Genomic DNA, 20046 nt, shown 5'->3' with positions numbered 1-20046 from the left:
TTCGGGCGCTCTCCTTCTGACTCCGCTGATGGCGATCGGCGAGAGCCCGAGCTTCCCAACCGAACGCACAGACCTTTCGCCGAAGGACAAGAAGCGGGTCGTCGGTGTCACGCGACCGACGCAGAACTTCTCCAAGGCCGAGAACTTCGAGACGATGCAAGGCGGTTCAGCAACCTCGAAGGCGATCGTCAACGGGGACGCCTTCTCGCATTTCTCCGCCAACATCACCTTCGCCGAAGAAGAGACCTTCAAACTCGGCAACGCGCTTTTCCGCAAGCTTTGGGTCTCGTCGCCTTCCTCGACACAGGCCTCCGATGGGCTCGGGCCACTGTTCAATGCCCGCGCCTGCCAGAGCTGCCATCTGAAGGACGGGCGCGGCCACCCGCCGGAAGGAACCGCTGACGACACCTCCATGTTCCTGCGCCTTGCACGCGATGCTCGGGATGCGAAGGAGCAGCAAATCCTTGCCCGCCACGAGGCGCTGAACTTCCCTGACGTGACCTATGGCAAGCAGCTTCAGGAATTGGCCGTTCCGGGCCTTGCGTCGGAAGGCACGATGAAGATCGCCTATGAAGATGTGCCGGTCACGCTCGGAGATGGCGAGGTCGTGTCGCTGCGCAGGCCCACCTATTCCGTCGAAGGCTTGAAGTATGGCCCACTAGAGCCGGACGTCACGCTGTCGCCGCGGGTTGCGCCCCCGATGATCGGCATGGGCATGATCCAGGCGATCCATGAGGCAGACATCCTGGCAAAGGCCGATCCTGATGATGCCGACGGCGACGGCATCTCTGGCAAGGCCTCGCTCGTGCGGGATCACCGCACCCGGGAACTGAAGCTAGGGCGCTTCGGCTACAAGGCCGAAAATGCCACCATTCGCGACCAGTCGGCATCGGCCTTCGTCGGCGACATGGGGATATCCAATCCGGATGCACCCTTCAATCAGGGCGACTGCACGAGCAGCCAGCAGGCGTGTCTCGACCGCCCGACAGGCGTGCAGGAGCGCCTCGGCGCGACGGAAGCGCCCGACCCGGTGCTCGAACTGGTAACCTTCTACTCGGAGAACCTTGCGGTACCTGCCCGCCGCGATCCCGGTGACCCAAAGGTGCTGAAGGGCAAGGAGCTGTTCTACCAGTCGGGCTGTGTCTCCTGCCACACGCCGAAATTCGTCACGCGTCGGGATGCAGAAAACAAAGCGCATGCCTTCCAGCTGGTCTGGCCCTATTCCGACTTCCTGCTGCACGACATGGGCGAAGGACTGGCGGACGGGCAACGGGTCGGTGTCGCCGACGGGCGGGAATGGCGCACGCAACCACTCTGGGGGATTGGCCTCACCGAAACCGTGAACGAACACACCTTCTTCCTGCACGACGGCCGCGCCCGCAATCTCACTGAAGCCATCCTCTGGCACGAGGGCGAGGCCCAGGCGGCGCGCGACGCCTTCGCATCGCTCGACCGGGACGACCGCATCGCCCTCATTGCATTCCTGGAGTCGCTGTAATGCTGAAAATCCTGATCGGCGCAGGCCTTGCCGCCATGCTGACATCCGCTGCAGTATACGCGCAGGAAGAGACCCTGCTGCCAGAAATGCCGGAGGACGCCGAGATCCACCGCGCGATCGTCAAGGCCGTCGACGACTTCATCCGGCCTGGCTACCGAGAATTCCACTCCACCGCCGGCGCCCTAGCGCAAGAAATGGATGCACTTTGCGAAAACCCCTCCAAAGCTGCGCTTGCTGAAACGCGTGAAGCTTTCACAGCGGCCGCCAAGGCCTGGGCAAAGATCGAGATTGTCCGCACCGGACCGGCGATCCAAGAGAACCACTTCGAACGGATCCTCTTCTATCCCGACCGCAAGAGTACCGGTCTGAAGCAGGTACAGGCACTGCTGGCAAAGCCGGACGAGAGCGTGGTTACACCGAACAGCCTGTCCGGCAAGAGCGTCGCCATACAGGGCTTCGGCGCACTGGAGTTCGTGCTGGCCGGCACCGGCTCGGAGGAACTGGCCAAGGCGCCTGCGACCTTCCGCTGCCACTATGGTCGCGCCGTCGCCCATAATGTCGAGCAGGTCGCTGCGGAACTGGAGCGGCTGTGGGAAGACCCGGAAGGAATCCAGCAGGACTGGAAGGAGCCCGGGCCGCACAATCCGCTGTTTCGAACCCAACAGGAAGCATTGACGGCGCTGCTCGGCATCCTCGTGCATGGTGCAGAGATGGTGCGCGACCAGCGGATCGAGACCTTCTACAAGGGCGAGGACAGCGTCGCGTTTCCAAAGCAGGCAATCTTTTGGCGCTCCGGCAACACGTGGACAATGGTAGAGGGCAATCTCCAAGGCCTGCGGGATCTTCTTCACGTGTCCGACATGGCCACGCTTCTGCCGGAGGACCAGACGTCCATCGTGGCGTCCGCCGACTTCGTGCTGAAGTCTATGCTGCGCGTCAGCGCAGAGATGAACAGCTACATCGAGGCGGCGGTTGCCGATGAGGCGCAGCGCCAGAAGCTCGACTTCCTGCTCCTCAACGGGCGCGACCTGATCACCCGGCTGAACGACCACTACGGCGGCGCGATTGGCCTGACCTCCGGCTTCTCCTTTTCCGACGGGGACTGACCATGACCTGGCGGAGCGGATTGATCGACCGCCGCAGCTTCATGAAGGCCGCCGGCATCACCTTTGCCGCGGCACTCTCGCCGCAATCGCTGCGGGCTCTCGAGCTGACCGATGCCGTCTATGCGTCCGGCTTCCGCGCCGCGGATGGCTCGTTCGGCATCGCAACCGTCTCCGAGCGCGGCGAGATCGTCGACCGGGTCGCCCTGCCCGCCCGTGCCCATGGAATGGCCTTCTGCCCCTCCTCCGGTCATGTCATTGCCTTCGCGCGTCGCCCCGGCACGTTTGCGGTAGCTTTCCGCGCCGACCGCGCCACCGAGCCGGCGATGATCGCGGCGCCCGAAGGGAGGCACTTCTACGGCCATGGCGCCTTCTCGCCAGACGGTCGCTTCCTCTACGCAAGCGAGAATGACTTCGACGGCAATCGCGGTATGATCGGCCGCTATGATGCGAAGGACGGTTTCGCCCGGATCGGCGAGTTCGATGCCCAGGGGATCGGCACGCACGACATGACCGTCTCGGAAGACGGCGCCATGCTCGTCGTCGCCAATGGCGGCATCGAGACGCATCCGGACTTCGGCCGCACCAAGCTCAACATCGACCGCATGGAGCCGTCGCTTGTGCTTCTCGATGCCAGAGATGGGCGCCTGATCCAGAAGCATACTCTGCCGTCCTCATTGCGGCAGCTTTCCACCCGGCACCTGGCCGTCGGCGACGATGAACAGATGTGGTTTGCGGGCCAGTGGGAAGGAGCGCGGAATGCCTCCCCGCCGCTGGTCGGCCACTTGAGGCGCGGCGAGGACATCGCGCTCGTGACCTTGCCGGAGCGGGTGACGGAAGGACTGGCCAATTATGTCGGGGCGATCGCCGTCAATCGCCGCGAAGGCATCATTGGCCTGACCTCTCCCAAGGGTGGCTCAGCCGTGACGCTTGATGCCAAGACGGGAGCCGTTTTGCGCGAGGAGCGGGTCGCGGATGCCGCCGGGGTGGCACCGGCCGCGGAAGGGGTGGCCGTCTCCTCCTATCGCGGGCGCTTCAACGACACCGTGAGCCACGTCGCCTGGGACCAGCACATCATCCGGCTGGCATAACGGTCTGGAAGGCGCGCACGGCTGCGCTAGATGGATCGGCATGAAACGCGCCCTCACCTATATCCTCTTCATCGCCCTCGTCGTTGGGTTCGGGGCCCTCAGCGGCGTCAGCAAATGCCGGGAGAGTGGTACCAGACGCTGGAGAAACCGTCCTTCCAGCCGCCGCCTTGGCTCTTCGGCCCAGTCTGGACGACGCTCTACGTGCTGATCGCCATCGCCGGGGCAAGAACCTGGCTTGCCGCTCCCGCCTCGGGTCGCATGCAGGTCTGGTTCGGACAGATGGCTCTCAACTTCCTCTGGTCCCCCGCCTTCTTCGGCGCCGAGAGCCCCGTTCTGGGGCTTGTCGTCATCGCGCCGTTGCTTGTGGCGATCATACTCTTCATCAGGATGAGCTGGAGCCCAGACCGGGTCAGTGCATGGCTGTTTCTGCCCTATCTGGCCTGGGTCGGCTTTGCGACGCTGCTCAATCTGTCGATTGTCTTGCTAAACTGACTCCGCCATTTTCCGCAGCTTGTCGAACGGCCGGCAGCGTGCCAGTTTCGCCCCGCGAAAACGGATGCCGAAATGACTGACGACAGCGACTTTGGTGAGCGGATCCGGCAAAGCTTCGGCCGGCAGGGCACGATGGCGATGATCGGGGCCGAGCTGACCCGCATCGAGCCGGCCATGGTGCAGATCGAGCTGCCGTTCGATCCGAAGCTGACGCAGCAGCATGGCCTTCTCCATGCCGGGATCATCTCGGCCGCACTGGAAACCGCCTGCACCTGTGCCGCCTATGCCAAGGTTGATCCTGAGGTTTCACTTCTGACCATCGAGTTCAAGGTCAACCTAATGTCGCCCGGACGCGGCGAGCGCTTCCTTTTCCGCGGCGAGATCACCAAGCCCGGCTCCACCATCATCGTCGCCGATGGGCGTGCCTATGCCATCTCGGATGGTCCCGCCAAGCTGATCGCCTCCATGACCTCCACCATGATGGTCATCCGGGGTCGGGAGGACATCGTCGGATGAAATTCGAAGTGAAGCAGGCAGGTGGCAGATCGATCCTCTTCGTCATGGCTGTCGATGCCGAGTATGGTGAGCACCTGCGCCGGCGGATCGTTCCGCTGATGACCGGTGTCGGGCCAGTCGAAGCAGCCGTCGTTCTCACGCATGCGCTGACGAGACTGGAAGCGGAAGCTTCGCTGCCGGATCTTATCGTCTCTCTCGGATCGGCCGGCTCGCGCAGCCTCGAGCAGACGGAGGTCTATCAGGTGTCGTCGGTCGCCTACCGGGACATGGACGCCTCGCCGCTCGGCTTTGAAAAGGGCCGCACGCCTTTCCTGGACTACCCGGCAGTCATCGACCTGCCCCACTGCATCCCGGACGTTCCAGCAGCCTCGCTTTCGACAGGCGCCAACATCGTCTCCGGCGCCGCTTACGATCTGGTCGAGGCAGACATGGTGGACATGGAAACCTTCGCCTTTCTGCGCAGCTGCCAGTTGTTCCGCCTGCCGCTGATCGGACTGCGCGGCATCTCCGACGGCAAGGAAGAGCTCAAGCATGTCGGCAGCTGGACCGCATACCTGCACGTCATCGACGAGAAGCTGGCGCGTAGCGTCGACCGTCTTTTCGCTGCGCTGGAAACCGGCGAATTGGCTGTTTGACACAGTTGCACAAAGCGCGCGTTTTCACTAAAGGCTCGACATGACCCAGATAGCCCATCCCGACAGCATCCTCATCATCGATTTCGGCAGCCAGGTAACGCAACTGATCGCGCGCCGCATCCGCGAAGCCGGTGTCTACTGCGAGATCCACCCGTTTCAGAACGCCGCCGGCGCCTTCGAGAAGATGCAGCCGAAGGGCGTGATCTTTTCCGGGGGGCCGGCCTCCGTCACGGCTGAAGGCAGCCCGCGGGCGCCGCAAGCGGTGTTCGACTCGGGCGTGCCGATCCTCGGCATCTGCTATGGGCAGCAGACGCTCTGCACCCAACTCGGCGGCGTCGTCGAGGGCGGCCATGCGGCGGAATTCGGCCGTGCGGACCTGGAAGTGAAGGCGGCAAGCCCGCTGTTCGACGGCTTCTGGGAAGTCGGCGGGCGCTATCCCGTGTGGATGAGCCACGGCGACCGGGTCACAAAGCTGCCCGAGGGCTTTGAAGTCATCGCGACGTCGGAGAACGCGCCCTTCGCCATCGCCGCGGACGAGAGGCGCCACTACTACACCACCATGTTCCACCCGGAAGTGGTGCATACGCCGGATGGCGCAAAGCTCCTATCCAACTTCGTGCGCAAGATCGTCGGACTGAGATCCGACTGGACGATGGCCGCCTATCGCGCCGAGATGATCCGCAAGATCAAGGAGCAGGTCGGCTCCGAGCGCGTCATCTGCGGCCTGTCGGGCGGCGTCGACTCCTCCGTCGCGGCCGTGCTGATCCACGAGGCGATCGGCGACCAGCTGACCTGCATCTATGTCGACCACGGCCTGATGCGCCAGGGCGAGAGCGAGCAGGTCGTCGGGATGTTCCGCGACAACTACAACATCCCGCTCGTTCACGTGGACGCATCGGACCTGTTCCTCACCGAACTTGCCGGCGTCACCGACCCCGAGATCAAGCGCAAGACGATCGGCCGCCTGTTCATCGAGGTCTTCGATGCGGAAGCCACCAAGATTGCCGAAGACGGCAAGGGCGCGCCGAAATTCCTCGCGCAGGGAACGCTCTATCCGGACGTCATTGAAAGCGTCTCCTTCTCCGGCGGTCCTTCGGTCACCATCAAGAGCCATCACAATGTCGGCGGCCTGCCCGAGCGCATGAACATGCAGCTCGTCGAACCGCTGCGGGAGCTCTTCAAGGACGAGGTGCGTGCGCTCGGCCGCGAGCTCGGCCTGCCGGAAAGCTTCATCGGACGCCACCCCTTCCCTGGCCCGGGTCTCGCCATTCGCTGCCCAGGCGCCGTTACCCGCGAGAAGCTCGACATCCTGCGCAAGGCCGATGCCATCTATCTCGAGGAGATACGCAAGGCCGGCCTCTACGACACGATCTGGCAGGCTTTTGCCGTGCTGCTTCCGGTCCAGACGGTTGGTGTCATGGGCGACTACCGCACCTATGACTTCGTCTGTGCCCTGCGCGCCGTCACCTCGGTCGACGGCATGACAGCGGACTTCTACCCCTACGACATGAACTTCCTCGGCCGCACCGCCACCCGTATTATAAACGAGGTGCGCGGCATCAACCGGGTGGTCTATGACGTGACCAGCAAGCCACCCGGTACGATCGAGTGGGAATGATTTTGACCTATCCAAACGCCGCCAATTTCACGCCATAGCCCTCCATAAGACACTGAAACAGTTCAATAAATCCTACGTCTTCTATCGCTGTCTATCGCGGGGCAAGCCTCGTGATAGACGGTATGGCTGACGGTATGGCGACTCTTGTCGCATTGGTAGAATACATATACCGTCACGGCTTAGAGAGCTTGTGACGGTATTTTTTAGGCGTCATGACCTTGATACAAAAGGGAATTTCGCCATTCAGGAAGGCCAATTTTGGCCTGACGGTATATTTGAGGGCTCTCTCGCGTTTTCTGAGCGATCTCGGAGGGTCCAATGCTGACTGATGCGCCAAAGCTAAAGAAGCTGAGAAAGAACGAGCTGGCCGCAAACGCGATCGAAAGGCCGAAGACGATCTGGATCAGCTTGCGGAAACCGCCCGACGTGTCGCCGAAGGCGAGCGCAAGGCCGGTCGCGATGATGATGATGACGGCGATGATCTTGGCGACCGGGCCTTCGATCGACTGGAGGATTTTCTGGAGCGGTGCTTCCCACGGCATCGAGGAGCCGGAGGCATGGGCGGCCGGGGCGAGGACGAGACTGACGTAAGCGAAGACGGCGGCGGTCGCGATCGTGCGACGCACGCGCAGGGCGGCGCGGATCATGAAGGGTCTCCTATGCTGGGGGTGGCTTGGGTGATGCGATAGTCGCCGTCCGGGCCGATCCCTTCGACGCGGGCGAGTTCGGTGAGCCGGCGCGCGGAGCCGCGGCCGGAGAGGACAGCCACGAGGTCGATCGTCTCGGCGATCAGGGCGCGCGGAACGGTGACGACAGCTTCCTGAATGAGCTGTTCGAGACGACGCAGCGCGCCGATGCCGGTCCCTGCGTGGATCGTGCCGATGCCGCCGGGGTGGCCGGTGCCCCACGCCTTCAGGAGGTCGAGCGCTTCAGCGCCGCGCACCTCGCCGATGGGGATGCGGTCGGGGCGCAGGCGCAAGCTGGAGCGGACGAGATCGGAGAGCGTGGCCACCCCGTCTTTCGTCCGCATCGTGACGAGGTTCGGCGCGGCGCATTGCAGCTCGCGGGTATCCTCGATGATGACGACGCGATCCTGCGTCTTCGCCACCTCGGCGAGCAGCGCATTGGTCAGCGTCGTCTTGCCGGTGGAGGTGCCGCCCGCGACGAGGATGTTGGCGCGGGCCGCGACGGCTTTGCGCAGGGTCGCGGCCTGATCGGCGGCCATGATGCCGGCGTGCACATAGTCGCCGAGCGTGAAGACCGCGATGGCGGGTTTGCGGATGGCGAAGGCCGGTGCGGCGACGACGGGCGGAAGCAGGCCCTCGAACCGCTCGCCAGTCTCGGGCAGTTCGGCCGAGACACGCGGGCTCCGGGCGTGAACCACCGCGCCGACGTGATGGGCGACCAGGCGCACGATGCGTTCGCCGTCTGCGGGGGACAACAGCTCGCCGGTGTCGGCCAGCCCTTCGGACAGCCGGTCCACCCAGATCCGGCCATCCGGGTTCAACATCACCTCGACGATGCCGGGGTCTTCGAGAAACCGCGATATGGCCGGACCCAGCGCTGTGCGCAGCATCCGCGCGCCGCGTGCGATGGCTTCCGGTTTTTGATAGCTGGCAGTCATATCGGCCCCGTTTCTCCACGAGGCGCCACAGACGGTCTCGGGATCAGGGTTGATTAAAAGAGCCGGAAATCAGGCCGATTTAACAAGTATCGAATGCCATGCGGGGTTCGGCGGCCATCGGCGGTGAATAGGATAGGCCACTCCACAGAGGGGAGGAACGGAGACCCGACAGCTCTCACTCTCGCTAGTCAGAAACCTGTTTCTCGGCGGTCGCAGAAGTCCTCCGGCTTGATCGCGATTTCACGACACAGCACTGCGACAACAACTTCCCTAGAACTTCACGGGAGCGGTTGGCGTAACACTTACGAATCGCACGACAACTCCGGTCTTCTCCTGTGGAAGGCGGCCAGCGATCCGAGGAGCGTGCCGGACTTGACAAATTGCCTTCGACCCCGTACCTAACCATTAGGTTAAGTAACCAAATGGTTTTGTTGAGCATGGCGACCGATCCGCTCGGCCTCACCTTCTCGGCGCTCGCCGATCCCACCCGGCGAGCCATTGTTGCCCGTCTCGCGCAGGGCGAAGCGACCGTGTCGCAACTTGCGGAGCCGTTCGACATGAGCAGCCCCGCTGTTTCCAAGCATCTGAAGGTGCTGGAGCGGGCTGGGCTGGTGGAGAAGGGACGCGAGGCGCAGTTCCGTCCGCGCAGACTGAAGCCCGAGCCGCTGCGCGATCTCTCAGGTTGGTTGGAGAGCTATCGCCAGTTCTGGGACGCGAAGTTTGACAGTCTCGACGCCTACCTCAAGGAAATCCAGAACAAGGATACTCCTCAATGAACGCATCGAACAAAGCGGCGATTGCGCGACCTGAACTGACGATCAAGCGCATCTTCGATGCGCCGAAGGAACTCGTCTTCGACTGCTGGACCCAGGAGAAGCACATGGCAAAATGGCTCTTTCCCAAGGACTTCACCTTGCCATTCTCGCAGAGCGACGTCCGTGCTGGAGGCTCCTACCGCTCCTGCCTGCGCGCGCCTGACGGGACGGACCATTGGCTGGGCGGGACTTATCGGGAGCTAACGCCGCACGACCGCATCGTCTTTACCCACGCCTGGCAGGATGAAGCCGGCAATGCAGATCACGAGACGGTCGTCACGATCACGCTCAAAGATCTTGGCGACGGCCGCACGCAGCTCACGTTCCACCAGGAGTTCTTCCTTTCGGAAGCCTCGCGTGACGGCCATGCCGAGGGTTGGAAAGAGGTCCTCGACAATCTCGAAAGGTATCTGGCGCCATGAAACTCTATCTCACGCCCGGGGCATGCAGCCTCGCTGATCACATTGCCCTGACGGAGGCCGGCATCGACGTCGAGACCATCAAGGTGGATTTGCAAACGCGGCGCACCGAGCACGGCGATGATTTCGTGGCCATCAATCCGAAAGGTTACGTGCCAGCGTTGGTGTTCGACGACGGCGAGATGCTGACCGAGAACGTGGCGATCATGGACTGGATCGCGGGAGAGACACCGCACCTTGCGCCTAAGGGTCGGCTCGGACGATCGCGCAATATCGAGATGCTGGCCTTCCTCGCCACCGAAATCCACCGACCGTTCATGCGCTTGATGTTCTCGCCGGCGAAGGCCGAGCAACAGGCAGCGCGACAGGCGATCATCGAACGGCTGGCGCTCATCGCGGAGGGGCTGGACGGCATCTATCTCTTTGGTGACGCGTTCACCACTGCCGATGCCCTTTGTTACGTCATGGTCCGCTGGGCGCGCGATTCAGGCTTCGAGCTTCCGGATAGGCTGACCGCCTATGCCGAGCGTATCGAGGCGCGGCCGGCCGTCCAAAAGACGCTTAGGACAGAGGGTTTGGCTTAATCCCTGGCGAACCACTCTCGACTAGAGCGACTCCGCCTCCTTCATGAGCGGCTGCAAGAAGGCCAACGAGACGCTACTCCCGGTGGGTAGTTCGTCCGTTGCCGTCTGGTGCAGCCTCGACGGAACCATCAATGTCGCGCGACAGCTCTTTGAGGAGCCTGTCGCCGGTCGCCAGTCGCTTGCCGAGCGATTGCAAGAAGCCGTCGAAACGCTCCGCGCCCTTGGCGCGCGCCGATGCTTGTGCATTGTCGGAAAGTGGCGGCGTGAAGATCAGCCAGTAGCGAACGAACAGCGGACATTGCGCTGCGGCTTGGCCCCCTCGCTGACAGCACGATGAAATTGCGCGCGCTTGGAACAAGCCGGCGTGTCCTCGTCGGCTCGCCCGAATATCTCGCACGGCATCGGCGACCGAGGATGCCCGACCTCGCGACGTTGGATGGCATCCGAATGTCGAACATAGCCGGGGCCGACACCCTTTCGCTGGAAGGACCAAACGGCGAAAGCCAGGCCGTGCCCTTCGGCGGACGCCTCCGAGTCGATCATGGGCTGGCCGCACGAGAAGCCTACCTCGCAGGGCGCGGTATCGGCCCAGCACACCTTTGGTTGGTTGACGATCTGCTTTCCGATGGGCAGCTCGAAACGATCCTGCCGGACTACGCGCCGCCGCCCGTGCCACTCAACATGCTTATCGTGCCGGAACGGGCTAACATTACGCGTGTCAGGCTGATGGTGGAGTTTTTGGCCGAAGCGGTAGCCGACATTCCCGGCATAGAAAGGACGACCACCCCCATAAGAATCTGACGAGTAGTTCCACTTCAATGGCCCACTCGTCGCAGAACTTGCGATGGCAAACGTCTGGATCAGCGATGCCAGGCGAATGCGCGACCCGGGTGAGGTCGGCAACCCCCAAGGACGAACATTGATCAGTGCTGATCGTCGCCCCCGCATCGCTTAGATCACCACGTTCAATTCGTGTGGCGCCCATAGACAGCTAGTCGCACCAATAGGACCGCTGCGATGATGGCGGCGGCAACATTGTAGCTCATGCCAGAGACGAAGGCGGTGGCGTAGCGCGCGGCCTGTCCTTCCGATCCTGCCCCGAGCGTCGCACCGAACAGGATACCGACCGCCGCCACACCGAGCGCCGCGCCAACCTGCTGGAGTGTGGAAATGACACCAGAGGCCATGCCAGCCTGTCGTTCCTCCACGAAGCCAAGCACGAGGTTGAGCAGCGGCGTCATGATCATCGCCTGCGCTCCCCCGATGACGATCAGTGCCGGAATGAGGTGTACCACCACCAGGTCGGCCCCGGCGATCCAGACCTGTCCGATCAGCACTCCAAACGAAATCGCGTAAACCAGCGCGCCCATGGCGATGGCAGGCGTCCCGAAGTGTGCGACGAGGCGCGGCGCGCTCAAGGAGAGGATCACGAAGGCGATGGAGCACGGCACGAAGACGATGCCAGCATCGAACGGACTCAGCCCGAACCCCGTCTGCACCAGAAGCGCGAAGCAGAGGAAGAAGGACGAGGCCGTCGAATGGATCAGCAGCACCAGCAACCCGCCTTGCGCAAAGCGCGGCTGTCGCATCAGCGCCATGTCCACTAAAGGCTGATGGCCAGCTCTGCTGCGACGCTCCTGATGGCGGTAGAAGGCAACAAGCAGGATTGCGGCTCCGGCAAGCGACAGGAAGCTCCAGAGCTGCCAGCCATGGGTCGGGGCTTCTACCAGCGGCACGAGAAGGAGTGTTAGCCCGAAGCTGACCAAGGCCACGCCGGGCCAGTCGAGTGTAGGGCGTTCGGGCGCAATCGTTTCGGGGATGAACCGCGCCATGGCAATCGCGAAAATGCCGATCGGCACGTTGATCAGGAAGATCGTGCGCCAACCGAGATCGAACAGGTTCGCCTCGACCAGAAACCCGCCGAGGATTTGCCCGGCGATGGCGGCAAGGCCGAGCGTCATGCCAAGGAAGCCGAAGGCACGGCGGCCGTTGTCGCCAGAGAAGTTCACGCGGATGGAGGCATAGACCTGCGGGAAGAGCAGCGCGGCCGCCAATCCCTGCAACACGCGTGCGCCGATTAGGATTTCCACGGTCGGGGCTACACCACAAAGAAGCGAGGCCGCCGTAAAAGCAGCCATGCCGAGAATGAACAGCCGCCGCCGTCCATAGAGATCGCCAAGCCGGCCGCCGGTGACGAGCAGCACACCAAAGGCCAGCTCGTAGCCCGCGACGATGAACCCGATCTGCGACAGGCTCGCCCCCAGCTCGGCCTGCATCGAGGGGATCGCGACATTGACTACGAAAAGGTCGAAGATTGTCACGAACCCGGCCAGCAACAGGACGGACAGACCAAGCCAGGGCGGGCGGTGGGTCGTATCGGTAGGTGACGGGGGAAGCGTATCGGCTGTGCAGGTATCGGAACTCATTGGGCGTCCTTTTGTGTTGACGCACCACCGATTCCATAGCCATTATCCTTTTACAATTTAACCAATTATGCTGTTGCTTCTTGTAATAGGTAGACCCGTGCGCACCCTTGAACGAACCCGCCCCGAGCTTGCCGAATTCCTGCGCACGCGACGCGAGCGGCTGTTGCCGCAAGATGTCGGCCTGCCGACCGCCAAGCGCCGGCGCACGCCGGGGCTGCGGCGTGAGGAAGTCGCGGCCCTCGCAGGTGTCGGATTGACTTGGTATACGTGGCTTGAGCAGGGCCGCGAGATCGGGGTTTCCGCCGACTTCCTCGACAATCTCGCGCGTGTCCTCAAGCTCGATGCGGCGGAACGCCGGCACCTGTTCATGCTCGCCCATGAGCGTCCGCCGGCGGAACCCGGCAAGACGTTCTGCATCGTTCCCTCGCTGGCCTCCCGATTGGTGGAAGACCTTGCGCCCCACGCCGCCTATATCATCAACCTGCGCTGGGACGTGCTGGCTTTCAACGGACCAGCCGACCGTCTGTTTAGGTTTGGCAGGCATGACCCCGGCCACCGCAATCTGCTTTGGGCGTTGTTCACCGACCCCGAATTGCGGGAAGCCTTTGTGAATTGGGAGCAACAGGCACCAGCGATGCTCGCCAGCTTCCGCCGCGACTTCGCCGCTGCGCGAGAAGATGCCGATGCCCGTGCCTTGGTCGATGAGCTGGAACGTGTCTCGCCCGAGTTCAAAGTCTGGTGGCGGAGCCAAGACGTGCATGCACCCTGCACAGGCACACGCACGATCAGCGTGGAAGGAACGCCCGTCGATTTCGAGCATACGTCGCTCACCATAGACGGCGGGCAGCATCTGCGGCTCGTCGTTTATGCAGAGAAACAGAAGCCTGCTTCGGGGTTGCCGGTCGATCTGTAACGGTGAGACGGGCCGTCTTTCTCAATTTGCACCTACCTTAGTTATAGACGGAGTTTCTAACGTCAGTCGGAAACGCACCGGCCATGCCCTCGAAGGCGGTGTTCGTCAGGGCGACCACCGACAGGCCGTTCTCTCGGTCGATGAACCAGGAATGCCCATAGGTGTCTTGCCGGAAAACTCGAACTTGGACATGGGATCACCTATTTATGTGTTGACCAGCACAAAAATAGGTGATTGCCCCAACCCTGTCGAGTGATTTATATGTTGTTCGACACAAAAAGAGGAAAGCATGGCCGAACGAGGACGCCCGCGAAATTTCGACCGCACGGAAGCGCTGAACCGGGCGCTCATAGCGTTCTGGCGAAACGGCTTTGAGGCGACCTCCATGAACGATCTTGTCGAGGCGATGGGAATCAACTCGCCGAGCATCTATGCGGCATTCGGGTCGAAGGAAGCCTTGTTCGCGGAGACTGTGAAGTACTACCACGCGGCCTATGCGAACGGATTGCTTGAAGCCTTGAACGATGCGCCCGATGCTCCAAGCGGTATTGATGCGATGTTTGACGCTGCGGTCGAACTGTTTACGCGCCCGGACACGCCGGGCGGCTGCTTCGTCGTAAACTCTGTGGCGAGCAATGCCCCGAATGGGCCTGAAACGGTTCAAACGCTGAAAGGGGTCCGGCGTGAACGCTCGGAACAGATAGCCGAAAGGCTTGCCAAAGATATGCACAGCGGCAGACTTCGGGATGATACCCCCGTTCAAGAATTGTCCGACCTCTACGCGGCGATCCTCCAAGGTCTTGCCCAGGCCGCGCGGGACGGCCTTGGGAAAGAACGTCTGGCTAAGCTGTCCGAGCATTCTAGGAACCTCATTGCGCCCTGGATGCTGGATCGAAACATCCACCAAGGCACGGCAGAAGCTGAGATGTTCGGCGACGGCGAGCGTTTGAATAAGCGATGCGAGAGGGATGCGCGAGCGTAGCCACCATATGCCGGAGGGCAATTCCCGAACGACTAGCAGCAGCAACAGACCTGCCGGCAAGGCACGCAACATCGCAATCGTGATCGGTGAAAAGCCCGGCAGGAATTGCGTGGTGACGATATAGGTACTGCCCCATATGGCGGGCGCAATCGCGGTCAGCAGAAGATCGAAATTGCGCCCGCCTATCATGGTCAAACCTCTCGCTGCCCGGCGCGGAAGCCGTGGCCTTTCGCCTGCCATGTCGTCACCAGAGCGACGATGGCGAGCGGCAGCAATATCCACGGCAGCGCGGTCGCGCCGGCCTTGTCCATGACCAACCCGCCGACCAGCCCGCCGCCCGCGACGGCGAGGTTGAAGATCGTCACGAGGATGGATTGCGCGACATCGGCATGTTCACCGGCAGAGTCAGCCAGCGCCGTTTGCAGCATCGTCGGAGCACCGCCGAAGGTCAGGCCCCAGATCGCCACGCCCGCCAGCACGAGAACCGGGGAGCCTTGGGAGATCGCCAACAGCAGCACCGCACCGGCGAAGGCGGCGAGACTCAACAACGTGAGGCCACGCAGGCGGCTATCCACCAGAACGCCGGTGCCCCATATGCCGGCGACCGACGCGACACCGAAGACGAGCAGAATCATATCGACCCGCAGGCCGGTTTCCGTCGCGCCGAGGAACGGCGCGATATAGGTGTAGAGGATGTTGTGGGCGAGAATCCACGCGAACAGCACCAGCAACACCGGGCGAACGCCGGGAATGGTGAAGACGCGGCCAACAGACAGGCGCTGATGTTGCGCTTGGCCGGGGAAGTCGGGCACCCCTAGCCGTACCCAGACCAGCAGCAGCATGGCGACAGCGGACATGATCCAGAAGACAAGCCGCCAGTCCGACAGGCCACCGAGCCACGCACCCAGCGGGACACCGAGCGATAGGGCGATGGGCTGGCCGACGCCGACAATCGCCAGTGCCCGGCCTTGCAGATGAGGCGGAGCGAGACGCCGCGCATAGCCTGCGACAAGGCCCCACACGACGCCAGCCGCCATGCCCGCGATGAAACGGGCCACGAGCGTCAGGCCGTAGTGCGCAGAGACGGCAGTAAGCGTGTTGAAGATCAGCAGCCCGGCGATTGCGAGCAGGAACAGGGGGCGCCGGTTCCAACTTCGTGTCGCCGCGATAACCGGAATCGCTGCCACGACCGAACCGAGTGCGTAGAGCGTCACGGTCTGCCCGGCCATTGCTTCGGAAACCCCAAGGCCATCGCCGATTTGCGGCAACAGGCCGGCGGGCATGTTCTCGGTCATGATGGCGAGGAAGCCCGCCACCGTGAAGGCGAGCAGTTGACCGACCGGAAGGCGATCCGGCGTAACGCTGCCTTTGGGTGCTACGCCCTGTATGTTTTCAGAGATTGTCATTGGATCGTCCGTCAGGCGAGGAAGGAAGCGGCGATGTCCTTGTCGCCATGGCCGGCGTCGGCCGCGCGTTGAAAGCGGGCAAGTCCGGCCTCCGCCAGATCGGCGCAGACACCGGTTCCCTTGAGGGCTTCCACGACCAGCCGCGCGTCTTTCACACCGTTCTCAACCGAGAAGCTGGTGGCGAAATCACCCTTGAGCATCGCCGCGCCCTTGCCCTGGAAATAATTGCTGTCGAGCGGGCCGCCCGTCACCGCCTCGATCACCAATGCCGGATCGACGCCGAGCGCGCGGGCGATGGCGAGGGTTTCCGCCGTGCCGTGGGTCAGCGCGAAAACATAGGCATTGAGGGCCAGCTTCAGTCGGCTGCTTACGCCAGCGGTATCGGACACCCACAAGGTCTTTTGGCCGATTGCGTCAAAAACGGATTGAGCTGTCTCGCGCATTCCATCTGGGCCGGAAGCGAGGATGATCAGCTTCCCTTGTTCGGCGGGATGGCGGGTTCCCTGCACCGGCGCATCATAGAGGACGAGATCATTCGCGGCGGCAAAGCCTGACAGGCCGTCCATTGCTTCAACGCCGACTGTGCTCAGTTGCAGCCAGATTGCGCCTTTGGTGACGCCGGGTAGCGCTGCATTCATTGCCTCGGCGACCGCCGGCCCGTCTTTCAACACGGTTACGATGATCGTCGCTCCGCGAACCGCATCTGCGGCATTCTCGAACGGCGTGACGCCATCAGCGGCGAGCGCCTGCGCTTTCTCCGCTGAGCGGTTCCACGCGCGAACCGCGAAACCCTTGCGAGCCAGATTGCGTGCGACGGCGGCGCCAATGATGCCGGTGCCGAGAACGGCGACCGGGAGAGCGGATGAATTATCTGTCATGGGATACTCCTGTGGGTTGGCTATTGTTTAATGATCGTTCCAGAATTGACCAAAAAAAGGGGCTGTCAGGTCAATGCTGCGAGCGTCTGGTCGATGACGGCGGCGAGTTTGGGGCGGTCCTTGGGGTGGAAGGTCTTGGCAAGCACTCGCAACCCTTGCACCGCATTGAACAGGAAAAGCGCGAGGACAGCGGCATCGGCTTCGGGCCTGATCTCATTGGCGGCTTGGCCGCGCCGTATCGTCTGTTCGATACCGCGCACCAGAATATCGAAGTTCTGCCGCACGAGGTCAGCGACGCGGGGGTCGCGCCCGGCCATTTCAACCGCGCTGTTGGTGGCGAGGCAGCCACGTTTGTGTGGCGCGGTTAAATCGGCCTCGACAATATCGGTCATCAACTCGCGCAGCCGCTCAATGGGTGATCCCTTTTGCCGGAGCTTATCGACATGGGCTTGCGCGCGCTTGTGGTAGCGGAGCAACGCCTGTTCAAACAGGCCGTCCTTATTGGCATAGGCCGCATAGAGACTGCCGCGCCCCAGCCCGGTTGCGTCCACGAGGTCCTGCGCGGACGTGCCCTCGTAGCCATTGCGCCAGAAGGTCTCCATCACCGCGTCTAGAACACGTTCTTCATCAAACTCTCGTGGCCGGGCCATATCGTTCCTGCTTCAATTATGGAACGAATATACCATAACTCCATCAGCATGTTTGTCAAGGAGGTCAGATCCATATTGGGAACGACTACAGCCCCAATCCCCTCTGCCGCCCCAACTGCCACGACACCGATCCGCCCTGGACGATACCGCTGACCTCCTTGCCAAGCTGGCGGTCGATGACCGGCCGCCACGGGAGGGCATTGCTGTGCTGGCGGGCGATCTTCTTGGCCTGCGTGAGAAAGCTCTTGGCCTTGCCTGTCTTCGGCGCATCGGCGCGCACACGGCCGGGTCTCGGGCGGAAGCGGAATTCCTCGTCGTCGCTCAAGCCAGCGCCTCCGAGGCAATACCACGGAAAGCCGCCGAATTCGGGCTATGGTGCCGCTCAAAACCCAGCAAAGCCAAGGCTTTGCGCCAACACGCGGCACGCGGGGTCCAAAACAAAGGTGCCGTCAACGCCGCCCCAAAACAGTGTGCAGACAAGGGCTTGCCCCGAAACCGCACCAACGGAGTGCCGGTTTCCTTTATCTTGCCCTCGACCTCTTCCAACCTTTCTGCCCTTCCTTCCAAGAATGCAGCCAGGCGCGACCCTGCCTGACTGCACACCGGAACAAGAGGAAGCGAACGTGGGAACGCAATCCTCATGGTGTTCTCCGACGAGTTTGACTCCGCGCAGGCCCCGCCTTGTCAGCTTGCGCAGGAATTCCGTCCAGATCGGCTCGGCCTCGGACGTGCCGATCTCCATGCCCAAGACCTCTCGGCGTCCGTCGGTGTTGACGCCGACGGCGATGATGACGGCGACGGAGACGATGCGCCCACCGCGCCTGACCTTGAGGTAGGTGGCATCGATCCACAGGTAAGGCCATTCACCCTCTATGGGCCTGTCGAGGAAGGCCTTTACTTTGTCATCGATCTCTTCGCAGAGCCGGGACACCTGGCTCTTAGAGATGCCGCTCATGCCCATCGCCTTGACCAGGTCATCGACGGAGCGGGTCGAAACACCCTGGATGTAGGCTTCCTGGATCACGGCCGTCAGGGCCTTCTCTGCCATGCGGCGTGGCTCAAGGAAGCTCGGGAAATAGCTGCCGGTGCGCAGCTTCGGGATACGAAGCTCGACTGTGCGCGCTCGTGTCTCCCAGTCCCGGTCGCGATAGCCGTTGCGCTGAGCAAGTCGAAAACCATTCTTCTCGCCATAGCCCGCGCCGGTCTTCGTCCCGACCTTCAGCGCCATCAGCTTCTCGGCAGCAAAGCCAATCATATCCCGGAGCAAATCGGCGTCGGCGCTCTTCTCAACGAGTGAGCGCAGGTTCATCATGTCGTCGGTCATCGGTGGTGTCCTTAAGGTTGGTCTTGAACAACCCGACCCTACCGGAAAACACTGGTGACCAGCGCTACCCTGCTACACCACGTGGAGGGACACGATCCTGACTACTATGAAATCACCGATAACCTGCCCCAAAATCAGCAGTGAGGCAGGTCCACTCTAATGTGGGCTGAGTTTTCAGACGGTCTGCCTATTTTTTTCGTCACCTGCAAATCAAAGCCCGAGCAGGAACGCGCCGACCGCGACGATCTGGCAGGCGAAAATGCGCCGGACGCTCAGAGCTTCACCAAGAAACATCCAGCCGATCAGAACAGCGAAGACGACGCTGGTTTTCCGCAGCGCCGTGATCGGGCCGGCTGGACCGAGAGCGAACGCCGCAGCCACGACGCCATAGGCGACCATCGCGACCAAGCCACCGCCAAGGGCCTTCCAAGTGCCCGGTGCGCGAAAATCGACCACGAGTCGCTGACGCAGGGCAAGGTAAGCGGTCGGAAGGAATAACCCGTAGAGCACGAGCACCCAAGCCGTGGAAGACCCCGCTTTGTCCTGTTTGCCGTACCCCATGGAATCCACAGTCGCATAGGCGGCGATGATTGCGCCGGTCGCCAGTGCGAACAGAATGGATGATGCCGAGGCTCTTCCTCTCCCAAGCGCCAGACTCATGATGCCCAGGGCAATAAGGACAACGCCGGCATTCTGGTAGGAATTCAGTGTGTCGCCGGTGATGACTAACCCGCCTGAAGTCCCCAGAAGCGGCACGGTTCCCCGCACGATCGGATAGACTTGCCCCAATTCCCCGTAACGATAGGCGGCGACGAGGAAGATGCTGTATCCGAGCTGAAGGATGGTCGAGAGAACGAAATAGAGCCAGGCATCCGATACCGGCAGGGGATAGATGAGCACGAACGGGAGGGTGAGAACCGTGCTGGCGAAGCTCATGACGGTGACGGTCCAGAGCCGATCGCCGCCGTTGCGCAGGAAGGCATTCCATGTTGCATGCAGGATCGCGGCGAACAGGGCGAGACCGATAACAACCGCGCTCATTGAGGCTGCTTGTACAGCGTGCGTCTGGTTG

At 62.3% G+C, this 20046-nt stretch carries 17 protein-coding genes and 8 pseudogenes; 13 read left to right on the top strand and 12 right to left on the bottom strand.

Features of this window, described 5'->3' with window-relative positions; all coding sequences use genetic code 11:
- Positions 1-28 precede the first annotated feature (28 nt).
- The 7 genes and pseudogenes from MUU54_RS16240 to guaA all read left to right on the top strand — a co-directional run bounded on the left by MUU54_RS16240 (position 29) and on the right by guaA (position 6953).
- Positions 29-1498: a di-heme oxidoreductase family protein gene (locus MUU54_RS16240; RefSeq protein ID WP_247245174.1), complete on the top strand. Its 1470-nt coding sequence runs from the start codon at positions 29-31 to the stop codon at positions 1496-1498.
- Positions 1498-2604: an imelysin family protein gene (locus MUU54_RS16235; RefSeq protein WP_247245072.1), complete on the top strand. Its 1107-nt coding sequence runs from the start codon at positions 1498-1500 to the stop codon at positions 2602-2604. The genes MUU54_RS16240 and MUU54_RS16235 overlap by 1 nt, the downstream gene beginning before the upstream one ends.
- A 2-nt stretch (positions 2605-2606) precedes the next feature.
- A complete protein-coding gene (locus MUU54_RS16230) occupies positions 2607-3692 on the top strand; it encodes a DUF1513 domain-containing protein (RefSeq protein ID WP_247245071.1) in 1086 nt (361 codons plus the stop codon).
- A gap of 40 nt (positions 3693-3732) precedes the next feature.
- A pseudogene (locus tag MUU54_RS16225) lies at positions 3733-4184 on the top strand (TspO/MBR family protein).
- A gap of 72 nt (positions 4185-4256) precedes the next feature.
- Positions 4257-4700 carry a PaaI family thioesterase gene (locus MUU54_RS16220; RefSeq protein ID WP_247245070.1) on the top strand — a complete coding sequence of 148 codons (444 nt, stop codon included), beginning with the start codon at positions 4257-4259 and terminating at the stop codon, positions 4698-4700.
- The gene (locus tag MUU54_RS16215) at positions 4697-5335 is read left to right on the top strand and encodes a 5'-methylthioadenosine/S-adenosylhomocysteine nucleosidase (RefSeq protein WP_247245069.1); all 639 of its coding nucleotides are present in this window, start codon (positions 4697-4699) and stop codon (positions 5333-5335) included. Before MUU54_RS16220 ends, MUU54_RS16215 begins: the two co-directional genes overlap by 4 nt.
- Positions 5336-5375: 40 nt before the next feature.
- Positions 5376-6953 (top strand): glutamine-hydrolyzing GMP synthase, encoded by a 1578-nt coding sequence (gene guaA, locus MUU54_RS16210; RefSeq protein WP_247245068.1) that lies wholly within the window; start codon positions 5376-5378, stop codon positions 6951-6953.
- Between the two features lie 317 nt (positions 6954-7270).
- Here the strand turns inward: guaA and MUU54_RS16205 are convergent.
- Together MUU54_RS16205 and trbB are read right to left on the bottom strand one after the other, a co-directional pair.
- Positions 7271-7600, bottom strand: a pseudogene (locus MUU54_RS16205) (TrbC/VirB2 family type IV secretion system protein); the annotation flags it as partial.
- Entirely contained in the window at positions 7597-8577 is a 981-nt protein-coding gene (gene trbB, locus MUU54_RS16200; protein ID WP_247245067.1) for a P-type conjugative transfer ATPase TrbB, read from the bottom strand. The gene trbB and the pseudogene MUU54_RS16205, both read right to left, overlap by 4 nt.
- A 437-nt stretch (positions 8578-9014) precedes the next feature.
- Between trbB and MUU54_RS16195 the strand changes: the two genes are divergently transcribed.
- Genes MUU54_RS16195 through MUU54_RS16185 form a run of 3 tightly spaced genes read left to right on the top strand, consistent with a single transcriptional unit; the run spans position 9015 to position 10395 of the window.
- Positions 9015-9353 (top strand): ArsR/SmtB family transcription factor, encoded by a 339-nt coding sequence (locus tag MUU54_RS16195; protein ID WP_247245066.1) that lies wholly within the window; start codon positions 9015-9017, stop codon positions 9351-9353.
- Positions 9350-9814 (top strand): SRPBCC family protein, encoded by a 465-nt coding sequence (locus MUU54_RS16190; RefSeq protein WP_247245065.1) that lies wholly within the window; start codon positions 9350-9352, stop codon positions 9812-9814. The genes MUU54_RS16195 and MUU54_RS16190 overlap by 4 nt, the downstream gene beginning before the upstream one ends.
- Positions 9811-10395 (top strand): glutathione S-transferase N-terminal domain-containing protein, encoded by a 585-nt coding sequence (locus MUU54_RS16185; protein WP_247245064.1) that lies wholly within the window; start codon positions 9811-9813, stop codon positions 10393-10395. The genes MUU54_RS16190 and MUU54_RS16185 overlap by 4 nt, the downstream gene beginning before the upstream one ends.
- A 73-nt stretch (positions 10396-10468) precedes the next feature.
- Here the strand turns inward: MUU54_RS16185 and MUU54_RS16180 are convergent.
- A pseudogene (locus tag MUU54_RS16180) lies at positions 10469-10687 on the bottom strand (CopG family transcriptional regulator); the annotation flags it as partial.
- A gap of 2 nt (positions 10688-10689) precedes the next feature.
- On the opposite strand from MUU54_RS16180, the pseudogene MUU54_RS16175 reads away from it, so the two are divergent.
- Positions 10690-11196: pseudogene (locus tag MUU54_RS16175) on the top strand (substrate binding domain-containing protein); the annotation flags it as partial.
- Positions 11197-11360: 164 nt separating this feature from the next.
- Here MUU54_RS16175 and MUU54_RS16170 read toward each other — a convergent pair.
- The gene (locus tag MUU54_RS16170) at positions 11361-12821 is read right to left on the bottom strand and encodes an MFS transporter (RefSeq protein ID WP_247245063.1); all 1461 of its coding nucleotides are present in this window, start codon (positions 12819-12821) and stop codon (positions 11361-11363) included.
- A 97-nt stretch (positions 12822-12918) separates the two neighbouring features.
- Here MUU54_RS16170 and MUU54_RS16165 point away from each other — a divergent pair, with 97 nt between their 5' ends.
- Entirely contained in the window at positions 12919-13734 is an 816-nt protein-coding gene (locus MUU54_RS16165) for a helix-turn-helix transcriptional regulator (protein WP_247245062.1), read from the top strand.
- 37 nt (positions 13735-13771) lie between these two features.
- Here the strand turns inward: MUU54_RS16165 and MUU54_RS16160 are convergent.
- Positions 13772-13894, bottom strand: a pseudogene (locus tag MUU54_RS16160) (serine hydrolase); the annotation flags it as partial.
- Between the two features lie 129 nt (positions 13895-14023).
- Between MUU54_RS16160 and MUU54_RS16155 the strand changes: the two are divergent.
- Positions 14024-14716, top strand: coding sequence for a TetR/AcrR family transcriptional regulator (locus MUU54_RS16155; RefSeq protein WP_247245061.1), 693 nt, complete (start codon positions 14024-14026; stop codon positions 14714-14716).
- On the opposite strand, the pseudogene MUU54_RS16150 reads toward MUU54_RS16155, so the two are convergent.
- The 7 genes and pseudogenes from MUU54_RS16150 to MUU54_RS16120 all read right to left on the bottom strand — a co-directional run.
- Positions 14708-14905 (bottom strand): annotated as a pseudogene (locus MUU54_RS16150) (EamA family transporter); the annotation flags it as partial. The gene MUU54_RS16155 and the pseudogene MUU54_RS16150 overlap by 9 nt on opposite strands.
- Before the next feature lie 2 nt (positions 14906-14907).
- On the bottom strand, positions 14908-16122 hold the full coding sequence (locus MUU54_RS16145; RefSeq protein WP_247245060.1) for an MFS transporter: 1215 nt from the start codon (positions 16120-16122) through the stop codon (positions 14908-14910).
- Positions 16123-16133: 11 nt separating this feature from the next.
- On the bottom strand, positions 16134-17000 hold the full coding sequence (locus MUU54_RS16140) for an NAD(P)-dependent oxidoreductase (RefSeq protein WP_247245059.1): 867 nt from the start codon (positions 16998-17000) through the stop codon (positions 16134-16136).
- Positions 17001-17065: 65 nt separating this feature from the next.
- Positions 17066-17650 carry a TetR/AcrR family transcriptional regulator gene (locus MUU54_RS16135; protein WP_247245058.1) on the bottom strand — a complete coding sequence of 195 codons (585 nt, stop codon included), beginning with the start codon at positions 17648-17650 and terminating at the stop codon, positions 17066-17068.
- A gap of 85 nt (positions 17651-17735) precedes the next feature.
- Positions 17736-17849 (bottom strand): annotated as a pseudogene (locus MUU54_RS16130) (DUF3363 domain-containing protein); the annotation flags it as partial.
- Between the two features lie 453 nt (positions 17850-18302).
- Positions 18303-18974 (bottom strand): annotated as a pseudogene (locus tag MUU54_RS16125) (IS256 family transposase); the annotation flags it as partial.
- Positions 18975-19184: 210 nt separating this feature from the next.
- Positions 19185-20015, bottom strand: coding sequence for an EamA family transporter (locus tag MUU54_RS16120; protein WP_247245057.1), 831 nt, complete (start codon positions 20013-20015; stop codon positions 19185-19187).
- Between the last annotated feature and the right edge of the window lie 31 nt (positions 20016-20046).

It is taken from the genome of Pseudorhizobium tarimense (assembly GCF_022968135.1).
Classification (GTDB): domain Bacteria; phylum Pseudomonadota; class Alphaproteobacteria; order Rhizobiales; family Rhizobiaceae; genus Neorhizobium; species Neorhizobium tarimense.
Note: the sequence above shows the minus strand (reverse complement) of the source record. Positions and strands in the feature narration are given on the sequence as shown.

What these genes read in the sequence shown, in the direction of transcription:
- MUU54_RS16120 (WP_247245057.1), bottom strand. Translation starts at nt 20,015, where the DNA reads ATGAGCGCGGTTGTTATCGGTCTCGCCCTGTTCGCCGCGATCCTGCAT.
- MUU54_RS16190 (WP_247245065.1), top strand. Translation starts at nt 9,350, where the DNA reads ATGAACGCATCGAACAAAGCGGCGATTGCGCGACCTGAACTGACGATC.
- MUU54_RS16230 (WP_247245071.1), top strand. Translation starts at nt 2,607, where the DNA reads ATGACCTGGCGGAGCGGATTGATCGACCGCCGCAGCTTCATGAAGGCC.
- MUU54_RS16170 (WP_247245063.1), bottom strand. Translation starts at nt 12,821, where the DNA reads ATGAGTTCCGATACCTGCACAGCCGATACGCTTCCCCCGTCACCTACC.
- MUU54_RS16195 (WP_247245066.1), top strand. Translation starts at nt 9,015, where the DNA reads ATGGCGACCGATCCGCTCGGCCTCACCTTCTCGGCGCTCGCCGATCCC.
- MUU54_RS16140 (WP_247245059.1), bottom strand. Translation starts at nt 17,000, where the DNA reads ATGACAGATAATTCATCCGCTCTCCCGGTCGCCGTTCTCGGCACCGGC.
- MUU54_RS16155 (WP_247245061.1), top strand. Translation starts at nt 14,024, where the DNA reads ATGGCCGAACGAGGACGCCCGCGAAATTTCGACCGCACGGAAGCGCTG.
- MUU54_RS16145 (WP_247245060.1), bottom strand. Translation starts at nt 16,122, where the DNA reads ATGACAATCTCTGAAAACATACAGGGCGTAGCACCCAAAGGCAGCGTT.
- MUU54_RS16240 (WP_247245174.1), top strand. Translation starts at nt 29, where the DNA reads ATGGCGATCGGCGAGAGCCCGAGCTTCCCAACCGAACGCACAGACCTT.
- MUU54_RS16220 (WP_247245070.1), top strand. Translation starts at nt 4,257, where the DNA reads ATGACTGACGACAGCGACTTTGGTGAGCGGATCCGGCAAAGCTTCGGC.
- guaA (WP_247245068.1), top strand. Translation starts at nt 5,376, where the DNA reads ATGACCCAGATAGCCCATCCCGACAGCATCCTCATCATCGATTTCGGC.
- MUU54_RS16235 (WP_247245072.1), top strand. Translation starts at nt 1,498, where the DNA reads ATGCTGAAAATCCTGATCGGCGCAGGCCTTGCCGCCATGCTGACATCC.
- MUU54_RS16185 (WP_247245064.1), top strand. Translation starts at nt 9,811, where the DNA reads ATGAAACTCTATCTCACGCCCGGGGCATGCAGCCTCGCTGATCACATT.
- MUU54_RS16215 (WP_247245069.1), top strand. Translation starts at nt 4,697, where the DNA reads ATGAAATTCGAAGTGAAGCAGGCAGGTGGCAGATCGATCCTCTTCGTC.
- MUU54_RS16135 (WP_247245058.1), bottom strand. Translation starts at nt 17,650, where the DNA reads ATGGCCCGGCCACGAGAGTTTGATGAAGAACGTGTTCTAGACGCGGTG.
- trbB (WP_247245067.1), bottom strand. Translation starts at nt 8,577, where the DNA reads ATGACTGCCAGCTATCAAAAACCGGAAGCCATCGCACGCGGCGCGCGG.